This is a genomic window from Luteimicrobium subarcticum, from assembly GCF_002798015.1.
GTDB classification, from domain to species: domain Bacteria; phylum Actinomycetota; class Actinomycetes; order Actinomycetales; family Cellulomonadaceae; genus Luteimicrobium; species Luteimicrobium subarcticum.
Genome location: NZ_PGTZ01000014.1, coordinates 18,377 through 34,643, shown reverse-complemented (window position 1 = coordinate 34,643; position 16,267 = coordinate 18,377). Strand labels below are relative to the sequence as shown.

Annotated in this window: 16 protein-coding genes; 10 read left to right on the top strand and 6 right to left on the bottom strand. The window is 75.6% G+C overall.

What is annotated here, in order from left to right; all coding sequences use genetic code 11:
• Nucleotides 1-54 precede the first annotated feature (54 nt).
• The 9 genes from CLV34_RS15815 (at nt 55) to CLV34_RS15775 (ending at nt 10,092) form a co-directional block, all read left to right on the top strand.
• Complete coding sequence (locus CLV34_RS15815) at nt 55-453, top strand: TOBE domain-containing protein (protein WP_100351280.1); 399 nt, start codon at nt 55-57, stop codon at nt 451-453.
• Complete coding sequence (gene modA, locus CLV34_RS15810) at nt 450-1,313, top strand: molybdate ABC transporter substrate-binding protein (protein ID WP_100351279.1); 864 nt, start codon at nt 450-452, stop codon at nt 1,311-1,313. Before CLV34_RS15815 ends, modA begins: the two co-directional genes overlap by 4 nt.
• A gap of 10 nt (nt 1,314-1,323) precedes the next feature.
• On the top strand, nt 1,324-2,256 hold the full coding sequence (locus CLV34_RS15805; protein ID WP_100351278.1) for an ABC transporter permease: 933 nt from the start codon (nt 1,324-1,326) through the stop codon (nt 2,254-2,256).
• Nucleotides 2,253-4,427 (top strand): ATP-binding cassette domain-containing protein, encoded by a 2,175-nt coding sequence (locus tag CLV34_RS15800; RefSeq protein ID WP_100351277.1) that lies wholly within the window; start codon nt 2,253-2,255, stop codon nt 4,425-4,427. The genes CLV34_RS15805 and CLV34_RS15800 overlap by 4 nt, the downstream gene beginning before the upstream one ends.
• On the top strand, nt 4,424-4,948 hold the full coding sequence (gene moaC / locus CLV34_RS15795) for a cyclic pyranopterin monophosphate synthase MoaC (protein ID WP_100351276.1): 525 nt from the start codon (nt 4,424-4,426) through the stop codon (nt 4,946-4,948). The genes CLV34_RS15800 and moaC overlap by 4 nt, the downstream gene beginning before the upstream one ends.
• Complete coding sequence (locus tag CLV34_RS15790; protein ID WP_100351275.1) at nt 4,945-5,922, top strand: molybdenum cofactor biosynthesis protein MoaE; 978 nt, start codon at nt 4,945-4,947, stop codon at nt 5,920-5,922. The genes moaC and CLV34_RS15790 overlap by 4 nt, the downstream gene beginning before the upstream one ends.
• Before the next feature lie 230 nt (nt 5,923-6,152).
• Nucleotides 6,153-6,989: an FAD binding domain-containing protein gene (locus CLV34_RS15785; protein ID WP_100351274.1), complete on the top strand. Its 837-nt coding sequence runs from the start codon at nt 6,153-6,155 to the stop codon at nt 6,987-6,989.
• Nucleotides 6,986-9,847 (top strand): molybdopterin-dependent oxidoreductase, encoded by a 2,862-nt coding sequence (locus CLV34_RS15780; protein WP_100351273.1) that lies wholly within the window; start codon nt 6,986-6,988, stop codon nt 9,845-9,847. Before CLV34_RS15785 ends, CLV34_RS15780 begins: the two co-directional genes overlap by 4 nt.
• An 8-nt stretch (nt 9,848-9,855) precedes the next feature.
• Entirely contained in the window at nt 9,856-10,092 is a 237-nt protein-coding gene (locus CLV34_RS15775) for a P-loop NTPase family protein (protein WP_100351272.1), read from the top strand.
• A gap of 43 nt (nt 10,093-10,135) precedes the next feature.
• On the opposite strand, the gene CLV34_RS15770 is transcribed toward CLV34_RS15775, so the two are convergent.
• A complete protein-coding gene (locus tag CLV34_RS15770; RefSeq protein ID WP_100351271.1) occupies nt 10,136-10,813 on the bottom strand; it encodes a GntR family transcriptional regulator in 678 nt (225 codons plus the stop codon).
• A 65-nt stretch (nt 10,814-10,878) separates the two neighbouring features.
• Here CLV34_RS15770 and CLV34_RS15765 point away from each other — a divergent pair, with 65 nt between their 5' ends.
• Nucleotides 10,879-12,156 (top strand): MFS transporter, encoded by a 1,278-nt coding sequence (locus tag CLV34_RS15765; protein ID WP_211289499.1) that lies wholly within the window; start codon nt 10,879-10,881, stop codon nt 12,154-12,156.
• 31 nt (nt 12,157-12,187) lie between these two features.
• Here CLV34_RS15765 and CLV34_RS15760 read toward each other — a convergent pair whose 3' ends face one another.
• From CLV34_RS15760 to CLV34_RS15740, 5 genes are read right to left on the bottom strand one after another with little or no spacing between them, the layout of a single operon-like run.
• Nucleotides 12,188-12,676 carry a DUF6941 family protein gene (locus CLV34_RS15760; RefSeq protein ID WP_100351270.1) on the bottom strand — a complete coding sequence of 163 codons (489 nt, stop codon included), beginning with the start codon at nt 12,674-12,676 and terminating at the stop codon, nt 12,188-12,190.
• Nucleotides 12,677-12,685: 9 nt separating this feature from the next.
• The gene (locus CLV34_RS15755) at nt 12,686-13,738 is read right to left on the bottom strand and encodes an XdhC family protein (RefSeq protein ID WP_100351269.1); all 1,053 of its coding nucleotides are present in this window, start codon (nt 13,736-13,738) and stop codon (nt 12,686-12,688) included.
• Complete coding sequence (locus tag CLV34_RS15750; RefSeq protein ID WP_100351268.1) at nt 13,738-14,595, bottom strand: ABC transporter permease; 858 nt, start codon at nt 14,593-14,595, stop codon at nt 13,738-13,740. Before CLV34_RS15750 ends, CLV34_RS15755 begins: the two co-directional genes overlap by 1 nt.
• On the bottom strand, nt 14,592-15,449 hold the full coding sequence (locus CLV34_RS15745; RefSeq protein ID WP_245859302.1) for an ABC transporter permease: 858 nt from the start codon (nt 15,447-15,449) through the stop codon (nt 14,592-14,594). Before CLV34_RS15745 ends, CLV34_RS15750 begins: the two co-directional genes overlap by 4 nt.
• A complete protein-coding gene (locus CLV34_RS15740) occupies nt 15,446-16,267 on the bottom strand; it encodes an ABC transporter ATP-binding protein (protein ID WP_100351267.1) in 822 nt (273 codons plus the stop codon). The genes CLV34_RS15745 and CLV34_RS15740 overlap by 4 nt, the downstream gene beginning before the upstream one ends.

The window sequence follows — 16,267 nt, the reverse complement described above, 5'->3', positions numbered from 1 at the left end:
TCGCAATGCGGGAAGTTGCTTCCAAGCCGCAGGTGCGACGCTAGAGTCCTCCTCATGACGCAACTGCGGGTCCACGAGGCCGCACGCCTCCTCGGGGTCAGCGACGACACCGTGCGACGACAGGTCGCCGCGGGGTCGATCGACGGCTCCACGGACGCCTCCGGCCACCTCGTCCTCGACGGTGCATCGCTCGCGACGTACCTCCGCGACCGGTCCGGGGCACCCGGCGACGGCGGCGCCGGGTCTGCCCGCAACCGGTTCGTCGGCCTCGTCACCGCGGTCACCGTCGACGGCGTCATGGCGCAGGTCGAGGTCCAGGCCGGACCCCACCGCATCGTCTCGCTCATCAGCGCGGAGTCGGCCCACGAGCTGGGGCTCGAGGTCGGCACGCTCGCCACGGCCGTCGTCAAGGCGACGTCGGTCATGATCGACACCCCGAAGGGACTCGGATGAACACCCCCACCCTGCGCGGCGTCCTCGCTCTGGGCGGCGCCGCGGCGCTCGTGCTCACCGCCGCCTGCAGCAGCTCCGAAGACAGCGGCTCGAGCGCGTCCGGCACGCAGACGGCGGGCTCGTCCCAGACGCTCACGGTCTTCGCGGCGGCCTCGCTCACGACGTCGTTCACCGAGATCGCCGACGGGTTCGAGAAGGACCACCCCGGCGTCCACGTCCAGCTGTCGTTCGCGGGCTCGTCGGACCTCGTCTCGCAGATCAGCGAGGGAGCGCCAGCCGACGTCTTCGCGTCGGCGGACGAGGCGAACATGAACACGCTCGCGGATGCCGGCCTCACCGCGCAGACCCCCCAGGCGTTCGCGTCGAACACCATGACGATCGTGACGCCGTCCGACAACCCCGGCCACGTGACCTCGTTCCAAGACCTCGCGAACCCCGACCTCAAGGTCGTCGTGTGCGCGCCGCAGGTGCCGTGCGGCGCGGCCGCGACGCAGCTCGAGCAGGTCACGGGCGTGACCATCGCGCCCGTGAGCGAGGAGTCGAAGGTCACCGACGTGCTCGCCAAGGTCACCTCGGGCGAGGCCGACGCCGGTCTCGTCTACGTGACCGACGCGCAGGGCGCGCTCGCGGCCGACCCCGGGTCAATCACCCGGGTCGACTTCCCCGAGTCGAAGTCGGTCGTCAACACGTACCCGATCGCACCCGTGAAGGGCGGCAAGACGGGGCTCGCCGAGGACTTCGAGACGTACGTCCTGTCCGACGCGGGCCAGCAGGTGCTCGCCGACGCCGGGTTCGGCGAGCCGACGAGGAGCGGGGTGCCGCGCACCCCGAACGTCACGCCCGGTGCGACCGCGAAGTGACGACGGCACCGTGACGCGCCCGCCGACGCCGCAGGGCCGGGGGCGCGTGGTCGGACCGCGCGCCCCGGCCTGGGTGCTCGTGCTCGGGGCGCTCGGGGTGGCGTACCTCGTGCTGCCCGTCGTCGTGCTCGCGTCGCGCGTCAGGTGGGGACAGTTCTGGTCGCTCGTGACGGACGAGAGCTCGCGCGCGGCCCTGCGGCTCTCGGTCGAGACGGCGCTGGTGGCCACGGCCGTCGTCATCGTGCTCGGCGTGCCCGTCGGGGTGGTCCTCGCCCGGTCGCGGTTCTGGGGCAAGGAGGTCGTGCGTGCGGTCGTCCTGCTCCCGCTCGTGCTGCCGCCCGTGGTCTCGGGCCTCGCGCTGCTCGCCGCGTTCGGGCGCCGGGGCCCGGTGGGGGAGCTGCTCGGCCACCTCGGGATCACCGTCGCGTTCTCGACGACGGCGGTCGTGATCGCCCAGGCGTTCGTCGCGATGCCGTTCCTCGTGCTGTCCGTCGAGGGAGCCCTGCGCGTGCGCGGCGACCGCGAGGAGCGCGCCGCCGCGACCCTCGGTGCGCGGCCAGGGCGCGTGTTCACGCACGTCACGCTGCCCGCCATGGCGCCCGGCCTCGCAGCCGGTGCGCTCCTCGCGCTCGCCCGGTCGCTCGGCGAGTTCGGGGCCACCCTGACGTTCGCGGGCTCGCTCCAGGGTGTCACCCGCACCCTGCCGCTCGAGGTGTACCTCCAGCGTGAGGTCGACCCCGACGCCGCCGTCGCGCTGTCCATGCTGCTCGTCGGGGTCGCGGTCGTGATCGTCCTCGTCGTGTACGCGGCGGGCGGCACGTCGTCGCTGCGCGCGGGCGTGCGCACGAGCCTGCGCGGCGCCGAGACCTCGTCCGACACCCTGTCCGACGACCCGCCCTCGGCCCACGCCGCCGACGCCCCCGCACCGAAGGACCGCGCATGACCCCCCGCTCGCCCGCCGCGCCGTCCGGTTCGCCCGCCGCGTCCGCGCTCGTGGTCACGATCGACGACGCCGGTCGCGACGTCCGGCTCGACGTGACCGTGGCCGCGGGGCGCACGCTCGCCGTCGTCGGGCCCAACGGCGCCGGCAAGTCGACCCTCCTGCAGACCGTCGCCGGACTCTACGTGCCCCCGGTCGCGCGCGTGGCCGTCGGCGAGCGCGCTCTCACCGACACCGCCACGGGCGTCCTCGTCCCGGCGCACCGCCGCGCCGTGGGCCTGCTCGAGCAGCGTCCCGTCCTGTTCGGCCACCTCACGTGCACCGGCAACGTCGCGTTCGGCCCGCGGTCGGCCGGGACGTCACGCCGGACGGCGCGCACGGAGGCGCACCACTGGCTCGACGTCGTCGGCGCGGGGACGCTCGCGCGCCGCCGCCCCGGCTCGCTCTCCGGCGGGCAGGCCCAGCGCGTCGCGCTCGCCCGGGCGCTCGCCGCCGCGCCCGACGTCGTGCTGCTCGACGAGCCGTTCGTGGCGGTCGACCAGCCGTCCGTGCCGCGCCTGCGCCGCGTCGTCGCGGACGTGCTCCGCGGGCTCACCGCCGTCGTCGTGACGCACGACCTCGACGACGTGCTCGCGCTCGCCGACGACGTCGTCGTGATCGAGCGGGGAAGGGCCGTCGACCAGGGGCCGGTCCGGGCGGTGCTCGGCGCCCGGCACAGCGCGTTCCTCGCCGGGATGCCGTGGCTCGACGTGGCCGACCCGCACGACCCGCCGCACCGCCCCCGGCACGGCGCCGCAACCACGCCCGACCGTGCACCTGGCACGATCGTCGATGTGACCGACTCCCACGCCCCCGGGCCGCAGCCGTCCGCCGCGCGCCCCGCGCACGAGCAGGAGGACGAGCAGGAGCACGTCGACCGTCCCCGCACCGTGGCCGACCACGCGGACCGCGTCGCGGCGCTCGTCGAGCCAGCCCTGGCGACGCGCGGCGACGAGGTGGTCGCCGTCGCCGACCTGCTCACCGGTGCCCACGGCTCCCCGGTGCTCGCGCGCGACGCGGTCGCGGCCCTGCCCTCGCCCGTGTTCGAGAACTCGCAGATGGACGGGTACGCGCTCCGCGCCGCCGACGTGGCGGGCGCGACGCCGGACCGGCCGGTCGCGCTCCGGGTCGTCGACCCCGTTCCCGCGGGCACGGTCCCGGCGCCGCTCGAGCCCGACACGGCCGCGCCGATCATGACGGGTGCGCCCGTCCCCGCCGGCGCCGACGTGGTGCTGCGCGTGGAAGATGCCGACCCCGCTCGCTTCGTCGATCCCGGGTCCGTGGTGCGTGTCCGCGACCCGCTCGCCCCGGGCACGTACGTGCGTCCCACGGGCAGCGATCTCGCGGCGGGCGACGTGGTCGTGCGGGCGGGGGAGCGGCTCGGTCCGGCGCGGCTCGGCGCGCTGGTCGCCGCCGGCGTCGCCGAGGTCGCGGTGCGGCGTGCGCCGCACGTCCTGCTCGTCTCGACGGGGTCCGAGCTCGCCCCGGCCGGCGCGTCGCTCGGTCCCGCGCAGGTCCCGGACGTCAACGGCGCGGCGCTCGCGGCCGCGCTCCGGGAGGTCGGCGCGCGGGTCACGACGGCTGTGGTGCCCGACGACGACGACGCCCTGGCCCGGGCGCTCGCCGACGTGCCAGCGGACGTGGACGTCGTCGTCACGTCGGGCGGGGTGAGCGCGGGCGCGTACGAGGTGGTGCGGCAGACGCTCGGGGCGGGGGACGTCTGGTTCGGGCACGTCGCGATGCAGCCGGGCGGCCCGCAGGGCGCCGGCACCGTCCGGGTCGCCGCGGACGCGGAGGGCACCGCGGTCCCTGTCGTCGCGTTCCCCGGCAACCCCGTGAGCGCGCTGGTCTCGTTCGAGACGTTCCTGCGGCCGGTCCTCGCCCGCGCTGCGGGGCTCGTCCCGGCCGAGCGTCGGCGGTGGACGGCGACCCTCGCCGAGCCGCTCGACTCGCCGCCGCACCTGCACCAGGTGCGCCGGGGCGCGCTGGACGCGGACGGGCGCGTCGTGCTCGTCGGCGGTCCGGGGTCGCACCTCGTGGCGCGCTACGCCGCGGCTACGCTCCTCGTGCAGGTCCCCGTCGGCGTCCGACGCCTCGAGGCGGGGGACGAGGTCGAGGTCTGGGAGATCGCATGACGGACGAGACGCGCGCGACGCACGCGGACGACAGGGACGGTGCGGGCGGCCTGACGCACTACCGGGCCGACGGCGCAGCGCACATGGTGGACGTGTCCGCGAAGGACGTCACGGCCCGCGAGGCGACCGCCACTGCGGTGCTGCGCACGCGCCCCGATGTCGTGGCGCGGATCGCGACGGGCGACCTGCCGAAGGGTGAGGCGGTCGCGGTCGCGCGGGTCGCGGGCATCCTCGCGGCGAAGCGGACGCACGAGCTCGTGCCGCTGTGCCACCCGCTGCCGATCTCGGGCGTCGACGTCGACGTCGTCCCGTCGGGCGACCACGTGGCGCTGTCCGCGACGGTCCGCACGACGTCCCGCACGGGGGTCGAGATGGAGGCGTTGACCGCCGTGACCGTGGCGGGTCTGACCGTCTACGACATGATCAAGGCCGTCGATCGGGCGGCCGTGCTGACGGACGTCCAGGTGGTCGCGAAGTCGGGCGGCACGACCGGCACGTGGGTCCGCGAGGAGCAGGCGTGAGCGGCGCGGCGCACGCCGGGCCCCCGGCGCGCGGGGCGGCGGGAGTCGTCGTCGCGTCGACGCGCGGCGCCCAGGGCCTCGCCGTGGACACGACCGGCCCGGTGATCGCGGCCTGGCTCGTGGAGCGCGGCTGGCAGGTCGGTCCCGTGCGGGTGGTCGCGGACGGCGACGCCGTCGGCGCGGCGCTGCGCGACCTCGTGGCGCAGGGGGTCGAGGTCGTCCTCACGACGGGCGGGACGGGCGTCTCACCGACCGACGCGACGCCCGAGCAGACCGCCGCGGTGCTCGACCGCGAGCTCCCCGGGCTCGCCGCGGCGATCCGTGCGCGCGGTGCGGACGTCGTCCCCACCGCGGTGCTGAGCCGCGGCCTCGCCGGCGTCGCCGGACGCACGGTCGTCGTCAACCTGCCCGGGTCGCCTGGCGGCGTGCGGGACGGGCTGGCCGTGCTCGACGACGTCCTCGGGCACGCCGTCGACCAGGTCGCGGGGGGCGCTCGCGGCGACCACGAGCGCCCGTCCGACGCCGCGGGGCTCGTCCCGGCTCCCGAACGGGTGCTGCGGGCCGAGGTGGTCGACGCCTCGCTCACGGGCGTCCTCGACGAGCTCGTCGCGCTGGTCGCCGACGCCACGTGCGGCGCGGTCGCGACGTTCACGGGCCTGGTCCGCGACCACGACGAAGGGCGCGGTGTGGAGCGCCTGCGTTACGAGGCGCACCCTGACGCGACGGCCGTCATCGCCGACGTCGCGGCCGAGGTCGCGGGCGCGCACCCGGACGTGCGGCTCGCCGTCGTGCACCGGTACGGCGACCTCGGGATCGGTGACGTCGCGATCGTCGCCGCGGTCGCGTCCGCGCACCGGGGCGCGTCGTTCGACGCCGTCGAGGCGCTCGTCGACGAGGTCAAGCACCGCGTGCCCATCTGGAAGGAGCAGTTCTTCGACGACGGCTCCGCGGAGTGGGTCGGCTCGCTGGGCTGACTGCCACGGCCGTCTCCCGTCGGCTCGCGCCCCACCCCCTTCGCCGAACCTGTGATCCGGGCCCCTACACCACGATCCACGGGCTCGGAACACGTGCTCGCGGGGCCTGGAAGACGTTCTCGACCAGCGCCCGTGACGCCCGCGTCACACCCCTGACACGTCGGCGCGCTTCACTGGGCGCACCCGGACCGGCGCTCCTGCCCGCCGGATCGGCGGAGCGAGGAGGCGGCGTGGACCTGGTCACCGTCGAGACGTACCGGCGGGCGCACGAGCGCGCGGACCTCGTGCTCGCGCCGGGGGAGCGGTTCGTCGCGGGCGGCACGTGGATGTTCTCGGAGCCGCAGCCCGGTGTCACCGGACTGGTCGACGTCACCGGCATGGGCTGGGTCCCGTGGGAGGGCACGCTCGACGGGCTGCGGGTCGCGGCGACGTGCCGGGTCGGGGAGCTGGCACGGATGCCCGCGGCGCACGACTGGCGGGCGCACCCGCTGTTCGGGCAGTGCTGCCACGCGCTGCTGGCGTCGTTCAAGGTGTGGAACCTCGCGACCGTGGGCGGGAACGTCTGCAACGGCTTCGCGGCGGGTGCGCTGGTGTCGCTGTGCGCCGCGCTCGACGCGGAGGCGGTGCTGTGGCCCGCCGAGGGCGGCGAGCGCCGGGTCGCGGTGGCGGACCTCGTCGTCGGCAACGGTGTGACGACGCTCGCGCCCGGCGAGGTGCTGCGGGCGGTCGAGATCCCGGGACGCGCCCTGCGGGCGCGCACGGCGTTCCGCAAGATCGCGCTGAGCGCGCACGGCCGCTCGGGCGCGGTCGTGATCGGGCGCCTCGACGAGGACGGCGCGTTCGTCCTCACGGTGACGGCCGCGACGAGCCGCCCGGTGGTGCTCCGGTACGCGGCGCTGCCCGAGGCGGGCGCGGTGCGCGACGACGTGCTGGCCGTGGACGCCTACTTCACCGACCCGCACGGCCCGGCCGACTGGCGGCGCGGGGTGAGCGCCGTCCTCGCGGACGAGGTCCTGAGCGAGCTCCGTGAGCTCCGTGAGCCCGACGGCTCGCAGGTGGCGGCGTGACCGGCGGCAGCGGGCGGCGCGGCGCAGGTCCGGGCAGCCTCCGCGTCACGGTCGACGGCTGGACGCGCGAGGTCACCCCGCGCCCGGGCCAGTGCCTGCGGACGCTGCTGCGCGAGCACGGCTACGACGACGTCAAGAAGGGCTGCGACTCCGGGGACTGCGGCGCGTGCACGGTCCTGGTCGACGGGCTGCCGGTCCACTCGTGCCTGTTCCCGGCGGCGCGCGCGGCGGGCAAGGAGGTCACGACGGCGTCGGGGCTCGGCAAGCCGGACGACCTGCACCCCGTCCAGGAGGCCTTCGTCGAGCGGTTCGGGTTCCAGTGCGGGTTCTGCACCGCGGGCATGGTGGTCACGGCGTCGACGCTCGGCCCGGAGGACCTCGACGACCTGCCCCGCCGCCTCAAGGGCAACCTGTGCCGCTGCACCGGGTACCGGTCCGTCGAGGACGCGGTGCGGGCGGGCGTCGAGGCGTCGTGCGCGGGGGAGCGGCTGGCGTGCACCCACGCGGCGCCCACGCCCCGCGGCCCGGGCGGGGGTCCGGCGACGGCGGCGCCCGACGCCGCGGTCGGCCGATCGGTGCACCCGCCCGCCGCGCGGCGCGTCGTCGCGGGCCGGGAGCCGTTCACGATGGACCTCGACCTGTCGGACGCGCTGCACGTCAAGGTCCTCGGCAGCCCGCACCCGCACGCGCGCATCACGGCGATCGACACGAGCCGCGCGCAGCGGGTACCGGGCGTCGAGCTCGTCCTGACGCACAAGGACGCGCCCGCGTTCCGGTACTCGTCGGGGCGGCACGAGCACCGCGTCGACGACCCCGACGACACCGTCCTGCTGGACGACACCGTCCGGTTCGTGGGTCAGCGGGTCGCGGTGGTGGTCGCGTCGTCGCCGGCGGCGGCCGAGGCGGGGTGCGCCGCGGTCGACGTGGAGTACGAGGTGCTGCCTGCCGTGTTCGACCCCGAGGAGGCCCGCGCGCCGGGCGCCCCCGTCCTGCACCCGGACCGCACCCCGGCCGACCGCGTCGACGACGCCGCCCGCAACGTCGTCGTCGACCACCACGCCGAGCGCGGGGACGTGGACGCGGCGCTCGCGGGCTCGGACGTCGTGGTCGAGGGGACCTGGCGCACGCAGCGCGTGGCGCACGCCCAGCTCGAGACGCACGGGTCGGTCGCGTGGTTCGCGGACGACGGCCGGCTCGTGGTGCGGACGTCGTCGCAGGTGCCGTTCCTGGTGCGGGACGAGCTGTGCCGCGTGTTCGACCTGGAACCCGAGGCGGTGCGCGTGCTCACGGCGCGCGTGGGCGGCGGGTTCGGCGGCAAGCAGGAGATGCTCACCGAGGACGTCGTGGTCGCGGCGGCGCTGCGGCTGCGGCGCCGGGTCGTGTACGAGATGACGCGTGAGGAGGAGTTCGTCCGGACGACGTTCCGGCACCCGATGCGGGTCCGCGTCCGGGTGGGCGCCCGGTCCGACGGCACCCTCACGGCGCTGCACGTGGACGTGCTGAGCGACGCGGGCGCGTACGGGAACCACTCGCGCGGCGTGCTGTTCCACGGGGTCGCGGAGTCGATCTCGCTGTACCGGTTCACGGACGTCCGCGTCGACGGCACCGCCGTGTACACGAACAACCCGCCGTCGGGCGCGTTCCGTGGGTACGGGCTGGGGCAGGTGGCGCTGGGTGTCGAGTCGGCGCTCGACGAGCTGGCGCTGCGCCTCGACCTCGACCCGTTCGAGCTGCGGCGCCGCAACGCCGTGCGGCCCGGCGACCCGGTGCGCACGACCGACGAGGACCACGAGGTCGACCTCGCCTGGGGCTCGTACGGCTTCGACCAGTGCCTCGACCTCGCCCAGGACGCCCTGGCGCGAGGCCGTGCCGGCGAGCCCGCGCCGGACGGGTCGGTCCCGCTGCCCGTCCCGGCGGGGGACCACTGGCGGGTCGGCGAGGGCATGGCGGCGGCCATGATCGCGACGATGGCGCCGTTCGGGCACCGGGCCGTCGCGTCCGTGACCCTGCGCGGCGACGGCACCTACGAGATCGGCGTCGGGACCGCCGAGTTCGGCAACGGGACGACGACCGTCCACACGCAGATCGCCGCGACGGCCCTCGCGACCACGCCCGACCGGGTGCGCGTGCACCAGTCGGACACCGACGCCACGTCGTACGACACCGGGGCGTTCGCGTCCGCGGGCACGACCGTCGCCGGTAAGGCGGTGCACGCAGCCGCGCTCGCGCTGCACGCCCGCCTCGTCGAGCACGCGGCGTCCCTCATGCGCGTCCCGGTCGGCGAGTGCACGCTCGGGCCGGACGGCGTCGCGACGCCGGTCGGCGTCGTCGTCCTCGGCACGCTCGTGGGCGCTTTCGGCGACGACGTGGGCGACGCGCCGGGCATCCTGGCCGAGGGGCGCGAGGACGGCGTCCTGCGTTCGCTCGCGTTCGATGTCCACGCCGTGCGGGTCGCGGTCGACGTCCGGACGGGCGAGGTCAGGGTCCTGCAGTCCGTGCACGCCGCCGACGCGGGCACGGTGATGAACCCGGAGCAGTGCCGCGGGCAGGTCGAGGGCGGCGTCGCGCAGGGCTTCGGCAGCGCGCTGCTCGAGGAGGTGCTGCTCGACGAGGGACGCGTCGTCAACGCGGCCTTCCGCGGCTACCGGGTGCCGCAGCTCGCCGACGTGCCGCACACGGAGGTCTACTTCGCGGAGACGTCCGACGACCTCGGACCGTTCGGCGCCAAGTCGATGAGCGAGTCGCCGTTCAACCCCGTGGTCGCGTCGGTCGGGAACGCGATCCGTCGCGCGGTGGGCGTGCGGCCGACCGAGTCGCCGTTCAGCCGCGACCGGGTGTGGCGGATGCTGCAGGGCTGACTGGCAGGATGGCCCCCCGGCCGGCCGCGCGGCTCACCTGGTTCCTGCGCGACCTGGAGATCGTGGGCCCGGGCCTGCGCGGGCTGACCGCGTCGGCTCTCGTGGCCGCCGAGATCGCGTTCGTGAGCGACGTCCACGGCTCGGGCACCGACTGGCAGACCACCACCGGCTACGACGACGCGGGCACGCTCGGGCGGCTGCGCAGCATCCAGCGGCGGCTGGGTCCGGTCGTCGTCCGTCCCTGACGCACCGCGAGCGAGCTCGTCGCGGGGTCCGTCGCTCCTGTCCTCACGGGCTCGCGGTGCTCTCCACGATCGCGACCCCGGTCCCGCGCAGGCGCTGCCGTTCCGCGTCGAGCATCGCGAGGAGGCGGTCACGGGTCCCGCGGCTGTGCGCCACGACCCGTTCGGTGGCGAGCGCGCCGTCCCGCGCGAGCAGCGCCTCGACGATCGCCGTGTGCTCGGCGCGGGCGGTGGCGCGTGCCGCGGCGCTGCGTGCCTCGAGCCACCGCGTCCGGTGCAGGCGCGTGAGGACGTCGGTGATCGCGGCGACGAGGAACGCGTTGCCGGTGAGCGCGGCGAGCGCGCCGTGGAACTCGGTGCCGTCCTGCAGGACCGCGCTCTGGCCGTCGTCCCCGCTGCCCGCGGCGACGGCGAGCAGCGCGCGCAGGTCGTCGTCGGACGCCCGCCGGGCGGCGAGCGCGACGACGCCCGCCTCGACGACCTCGCGGTACTCCATGGCGGAGCGCACCTCGGCGACGTCGATCGGCGCAACCTGCCAGCCGCCGTCGCGACGTGTGAGGCCTTCGCTCTGCAGGCGGAGCAGGGCGGCGCGGATCGGGGTGCGCGACGCGCCGAGCCGGTCCTCGAGCCCGCGCTCGCTGAGCCGTTCGCCCGGGGCGAGGTCGAGCGACAGGATCGCGGCCCGGAGCGCGTCGTAGGCGGACTGCTGGGCGGACGGGCTCATCGGGCTCCTCCGACTGGTGGTATACCAATGTGGTATCCCAGATCGTACACCGGCGAAGGAGTGCCATGACGACCCCGGCCGTCCCGACCACAGCCCCCTCACCGCACGAGAAGCCCGCCGGGTTCGGCGCGACGCCCGAGCCGGCACGCGACCGCGTCGCCGGCGCCGCGTGGGCCATGCTGGCGCTCGGTGTGGCCGCGCAGGCGGCCGGGACGTTCCTCGTGAGCATCCCCGTGTTTCTCATCCCGCTGCTGCACGTCGAGCAGGGCGTCCCGCTGGTGCGCGCTGGCCTGCTCGCGTCCGCGCCGACGCTCGGCATGGTCCTGACGCTCGTCGCGTGGGGTGCGCTCGCGGACCGCCGCGGCGAGCGTGGCGTCATCGCCGGAGGCCTGGCGCTCGCGGCCGTCGTCGCCGCCGCCACGCTCCCGGTGCACGGGCTCGCGGGTCTCGGCGTGATGTTCGGCCTGGCCGGTGCAGCCGCCGCGAGCACCAACGCGGCGAGCGGACGGGTCGTCGTCGGCTGGTTCCCCCGGTCGCGGCGCGGCCTCGCCATGGGGATCCGGCAGATGTCGCAGCCGCTCGGCGCGGCCGCCGCGGCGCTCGCGGTGCCCGCGCTCGCGTCCGCGCACGGGGTCGCCGGACCGCTCGTCGTCGCGGCCGCCGTGCTCGCGGTGCTGGCCGTCGCGTGCGCGGTCGTCGTGCGCAACCCGCCGCGCAGCGCGCCTCCCGGGGCGGCTGCCCGCGCGACGGCCGACCCGGCACCCGCCAACCCCTACCGCCGCGATGCGTTCCTCGTCCGGGTTCACGCCCTGTCCGCACTGCTCGTGCTGCCGCAGTTCACGCTCTCGACGTTCGGGATGGTGTGGCTCGTGACGCAGCTCGGCTGGCGGACCTCCGCGGCGGGCGTCGTCATCGGGCTGGCCCAGGTCGTCGGCGCGGTCGGACGCATCGGCGTCGGCGCCCTGAGCGACGGCGTCGGAAGCCGTGTGCGCGTGCTGCGCTGGGTCGCGGCGAGCGGCGTCGTGCTCATGGCGTCGCTGGCGCTCGCCGGCGCGCTGAGCTGGTCCGCGGCGGGCGCCGCGCTCCTCGTCGTGGCGACGACGGTCAGCGTCGCCGACAACGGCCTCGCGTACACGTCGGTGGCGGAGGCCGCGGGGTCGTCGTGGTCGGGGCGGGCGCTCGGCATCCAGAACACGGGACAGTTCCTCGCCGCGTCGGCGGTCGGGCCCGTCGTCGGTGCGGGGGTCGCCGGGATGGGCTTCCCGCTGACGTTCGCCCTCGTCGCCCTCGCCCCGGCGACGGCGTGGCGGCTGATCCCGCGGCGCGACCGCGACGATGCGTGAGCCGTGATGCCGTGCGAGCGGCGCGGGGCGGTCAGCCGAACGGCAGGTTCGTCGGGTCGCTGGGGTCGGGGAACGCGCCGCCGTGGCCGTCGTCCTCGACGAGGTGCAGCACCCGGAACGACCAGTCGTTCTTGCGCTCGCCGTCGACCTCCAGGACGACGGTGTAGTCGCCGGGCCGCTCGACCGTGAAGTGGTCGATCACGGCCGTGATAGGGACGAGCGTGGGGTCGCCGGCGTGGGCGTCGTCGGGGGTGCCGGCGGTCAGCTCACCGCTCAGCACGGCGCCGAGCGGGCTGCCGTCGGGGTCCTCGAACCGGACGGTGAACTCGTGCGAGGACGTGTCGCGCCACGGCACGAGGATGACGGCGACCACGCTGAAGGTGACGCTCGCGGGGAAGTCGGGGAACGTCAGGCGGTTCCAGCACCCGCCGTTGACGTACAGCTTGCCGCTCTCGACCGCCGCGTGGTCGGCGAGGAACAGCACGGGTGACGTGAGCTCGGTCGGCGATGACGGCTTCATCGTCCGACCCTAGCGCGCGGCCTCCGGGACCGCGCCGTGCAGGGCGCCCGACGTCTCCCGCAGCGGCTCTCCCGAGCGGCCGTGCTGCCAGGCGACGACCTCCGCGAGCACGGACACGGCCGTCTCCTGCGGGGACCGGCCGCCGAGGTCGAGGCCGAGGGGGGCGTGCAACCGGTCGAGCTCGGCGGCGGTCAGACCGGCCCGGAGGAGCGCGTCGCGGCGCCGCGCGCACGTCGCGCGCGCCCCCAGCGCCCCGACGAACCCGGCGTCCGACCGGAGCGCCGCCTCGATCGCGGGGACGTCGAACCGTGCGTCGTGCGTGAGGACGACGACGACGGTCCGCGCGTCCAGCCGGCCCGCGTCCTGCTCGGCGCGCAGGTGGTCGTGCGGCCACCGGACGACGATCTCCGACGCGGCCGGGAACCGTGCGGGCGTCGCGAACGTGGCCCGGGCGTCGACCACGGTCACGCGGAAGCCGGCGAACGCCGCGAGCTCGGACACGGCCCCGGCGACGTCCGCGGCGCCGACGACGACGCACCGCGGCGCCGCCTCGACGGCGACGCGCACGGCGTCGCCCGGGGTGGGGACGTCCGTCGCGTGCGCGGACCGGACGGTTCCGGCTCCCGGCCCGCGCACGACGACGTCCACCGCGGCCGCCTCTCCCGCGGCCGCGAGCTCGAAGGCCCGGACGACGCCCGGGTCGACGGGACCGGTGACCCCCAGGGGGGTCAGGGCGACGTCGACCTGCCCGCCGCACGAGAGCCCGACGGTCCAGGCGAGCTCGTCGTCGTACCCGAACCCGCACACCTGCCCGGCGCCCTGCTCGGGCGCTCGCCCCGCGCCCGGCCCGGTGACGGTCGCCAGCATCTCGCACGCCGCCTGGTGGACGGCCGCCTCGACGCACCCACCCGACACGGACCCGACGACGGCCCCGGACGCGTCGACGAGCATCGCCGCCCCGACCGGCCGCGGTGCGCTGCCGTGGACCCCCACGACGGTCGCGACGACGACGGGCTCGCCGCGTCGGAGACGCTCGAGGACCGGGGCGGCGAGCTCGAGCATCAGACCTGCGTCTGCTTCATGCCGGCGCGAGCGAGCGCGATGCTCTCGAGCAGGGCGACGAGGTTGTAGAGCACGAGCGAGACGGCGGTGACGACCACGACCGACGACCACAGGAACGAGAACTGGACCTGGGTCTTGGCCTCGCTCACGGCGTGGCCGATGCCCGTCCCGGTGGCGAGCCACTCGGCGAGCAGGGCTCCCGTGATCGCGCCGGGCACCGAGATGCGGACGGCGGCGAAGAACGAGGGCAGCGACGCGGGCAGGGCGACCTTGCGCAGCGCGGACCACGACCCGCCGCCGTAGACGTGCACGAGGTCGGTCGACGCGGGCGGCGCCTGCTTGAGCCCGTACGCGATGGTCACCAGCGCGGGGAAGAGCACCACGATCCCGCCGATCACGGCGACGACGGCCGTCCCGCGCCCGAAGATCATGATGATCACGGGCGCCATGGCGATGAGCGGCACGGACCGCAGGAGCATCGCGACGGGCATGAGCGCGTTCTCCACGCCCTTCGAGAGCTGGAAGACGGTGGCTCCGACCAGGGCGGCGAGGAGGCCGGCGGTGAACCCGATGAGCGCGTCGACGAGCGTGGTGCCGAGCGGGTCGAGCACGTCCGCCCGGTGCTCGGCGGCCCGCGGTGACGTCACGAGGTACTCCCACACGTCGGCGGGGCTCTTCGCGACGAACGGGTCGACGTGGAACACCGCGAGGACGCCCCACCAGATCACGAGGACGAGGGCGACGGTGAGGACGAACGTCAGGAGGCTGCGTCCGACGGCCCCGAGGACGGACCGGGCGGCCTGGCGCCGCACGCGGCGCCGCACGAGCGCGAGCTCGTAGGTGGCGGAGCTGCTCATGCGGTCCTCCCGCGGGTCCAGGGGGTCACGAACCGGGCGACGAGGCCCAGGAGCAGGTACCCGATCATCGCGACGGCGCCGGACGCCAGGGCCAGGCCCCAGACGCGCGCGGCGTTCAGGGTGTTCTGCGCGTTGGTCATCGCGGGGCCGATCCCGACGTCCACGCCGCCGAGGTACTCGCCGAGGATCGCGCCGAGGAACGCGGCGGGCACGGCGATCTGCAGCGCCGTGAGCACGGACGGCAGGGCGGCGACCAGCCGGACCTTGACGAGCTGGCGCAGGCGTCCGCCGCCGAGGACGGCGACGACGTCGAGCGACGACCGGTCGGCCGCCTTGAGCCCGAGCAGCGTCCCGACGACGGTCGTGAAGAAGCAGCTCAGCGCGGCGAGGAACACGGCGGTCCCGGCGGGGTGACCGACCTCGGGCGCGGGGATGATGATGCTCACGAGGATCCCGATCGCGACGATCGGCACGCAGTACGTGATGATCGCGATCTGCGTGACGGCCCCTTCGAGCCGCGGGACGACGAGCACGAGCGCCGACAGGACGAGCGCCGCGCCGTTGCCCCACAGGAACCCGAGGCCGGCCTCGGCGAGCGTGACCTGGAAGTTGCGGCGGTAGAACTCCCAGCCGTCGTCCGCCCACTGCTGGACGACCTGCCACGGCGTCGGGATGGCCTGCGCGTGCCCGGGACCGACGTCCGCGAACACGGTGAGCGCGCCGATCCACCAGACCGCGACGAGCGCGACGGCGCCGAGCAGCCCGACGGCCCACGGCGGCAGGTGGCGCCGCTCGCGCGGTCCGGGCGTTCCGGCGGCCGGCCGGACCGGGCCGGGCTCGGCGGCGGCGCTCACGCGTCCTCCGCGGTGCCGAACAGCAGCTCCGACGCCTGGTCGACGTACGCGTGGAACTCCGGGGTGCGCTGCATCTCGGGCAGGCGGGGGCGCGGCAGGTCGATCGTCATGACCTCCTTGACGCGGCCCGGCCGGGGGCTCATGACGGCCACCTGGTCGGACAGGAAGATCGCCTCCGAGATGCCGTGCGTGACGAGCAGGGTGGTCGCGGGCTTCTCGGTCCAGATGCGCAGCAGCTCGAGGTTGAGCCGCTGCCGGGTCATGTCGTCGAGCGCGCCGAACGGCTCGTCGAGGAGCAGCACGGACGGCTTGAGGACGAGCGCGCGGGCGATCGAGACGCGCTGCCGCATGCCGCCGGACAGCTGCGCCGGCTTCGCCTTCTCGAAGCCCTCGAGCCCGACGAGCGCGATGAGCTCGCGCACGTACGCGTGGTCGACGGGCACGCCGGCCACCTCGAACGGCAGCCGGACGTTCGCGAGGACGCTGCGCCACGGCAGGAGCGCGGAGTCCTGGAACGCGATGCCGAGCTCGTGGCCGCTGCGGAGCTCGGTCGGCGACTTCCCGTCGACGCGGATGGTGCCGCTGGTCGGCTTCTCGAGCCCGGCGAGGATCCGCAGGATCGTCGACTTGCCGCAGCCCGACGGGCCGAGCAGGGCCAGGAAGCTGCCCTGCTCGGTGTGCAGGTCGGTGTCCTGCAGGGCCGTCACGCTGCGACGCCCCCCGGCGCCCATGCTGAAGACCTTCGACAGCCCGGAGATCTGGACCCCGGTGCCCAGGGCGGTCACGCCCTGGGCACCGGTGGTGACGTCGGTCGTCAT

Bases quoted from the DNA above. Each gene is read 5' to 3' on its own strand.
- CLV34_RS15760 (WP_100351270.1), bottom strand. From the start codon at position 12,676: ATGAAGCCGTCATCGCCGACCGAGCTCACGTCACCCGTGCTGTTCCTC.
- CLV34_RS15800 (WP_100351277.1), top strand. From the start codon at position 2,253: ATGACCCCCCGCTCGCCCGCCGCGCCGTCCGGTTCGCCCGCCGCGTCC.
- CLV34_RS15770 (WP_100351271.1), bottom strand. From the start codon at position 10,813: ATGAGCCCGTCCGCCCAGCAGTCCGCCTACGACGCGCTCCGGGCCGCG.
- modA (WP_100351279.1), top strand. From the start codon at position 450: ATGAACACCCCCACCCTGCGCGGCGTCCTCGCTCTGGGCGGCGCCGCG.
- CLV34_RS15755 (WP_100351269.1), bottom strand. From the start codon at position 13,738: ATGCTCGAGCTCGCCGCCCCGGTCCTCGAGCGTCTCCGACGCGGCGAG.
- moaC (WP_100351276.1), top strand. From the start codon at position 4,424: ATGACGGACGAGACGCGCGCGACGCACGCGGACGACAGGGACGGTGCG.
- CLV34_RS15815 (WP_100351280.1), top strand. From the start codon at position 55: ATGACGCAACTGCGGGTCCACGAGGCCGCACGCCTCCTCGGGGTCAGC.
- CLV34_RS15765 (WP_211289499.1), top strand. From the start codon at position 10,879: ATGACGACCCCGGCCGTCCCGACCACAGCCCCCTCACCGCACGAGAAG.
- CLV34_RS15740 (WP_100351267.1), bottom strand. From the start codon at position 16,267: ATGACGACCGACGTCACCACCGGTGCCCAGGGCGTGACCGCCCTGGGC.
- CLV34_RS15750 (WP_100351268.1), bottom strand. From the start codon at position 14,595: ATGAGCAGCTCCGCCACCTACGAGCTCGCGCTCGTGCGGCGCCGCGTG.
- CLV34_RS15775 (WP_100351272.1), top strand. From the start codon at position 9,856: ATGGCCCCCCGGCCGGCCGCGCGGCTCACCTGGTTCCTGCGCGACCTG.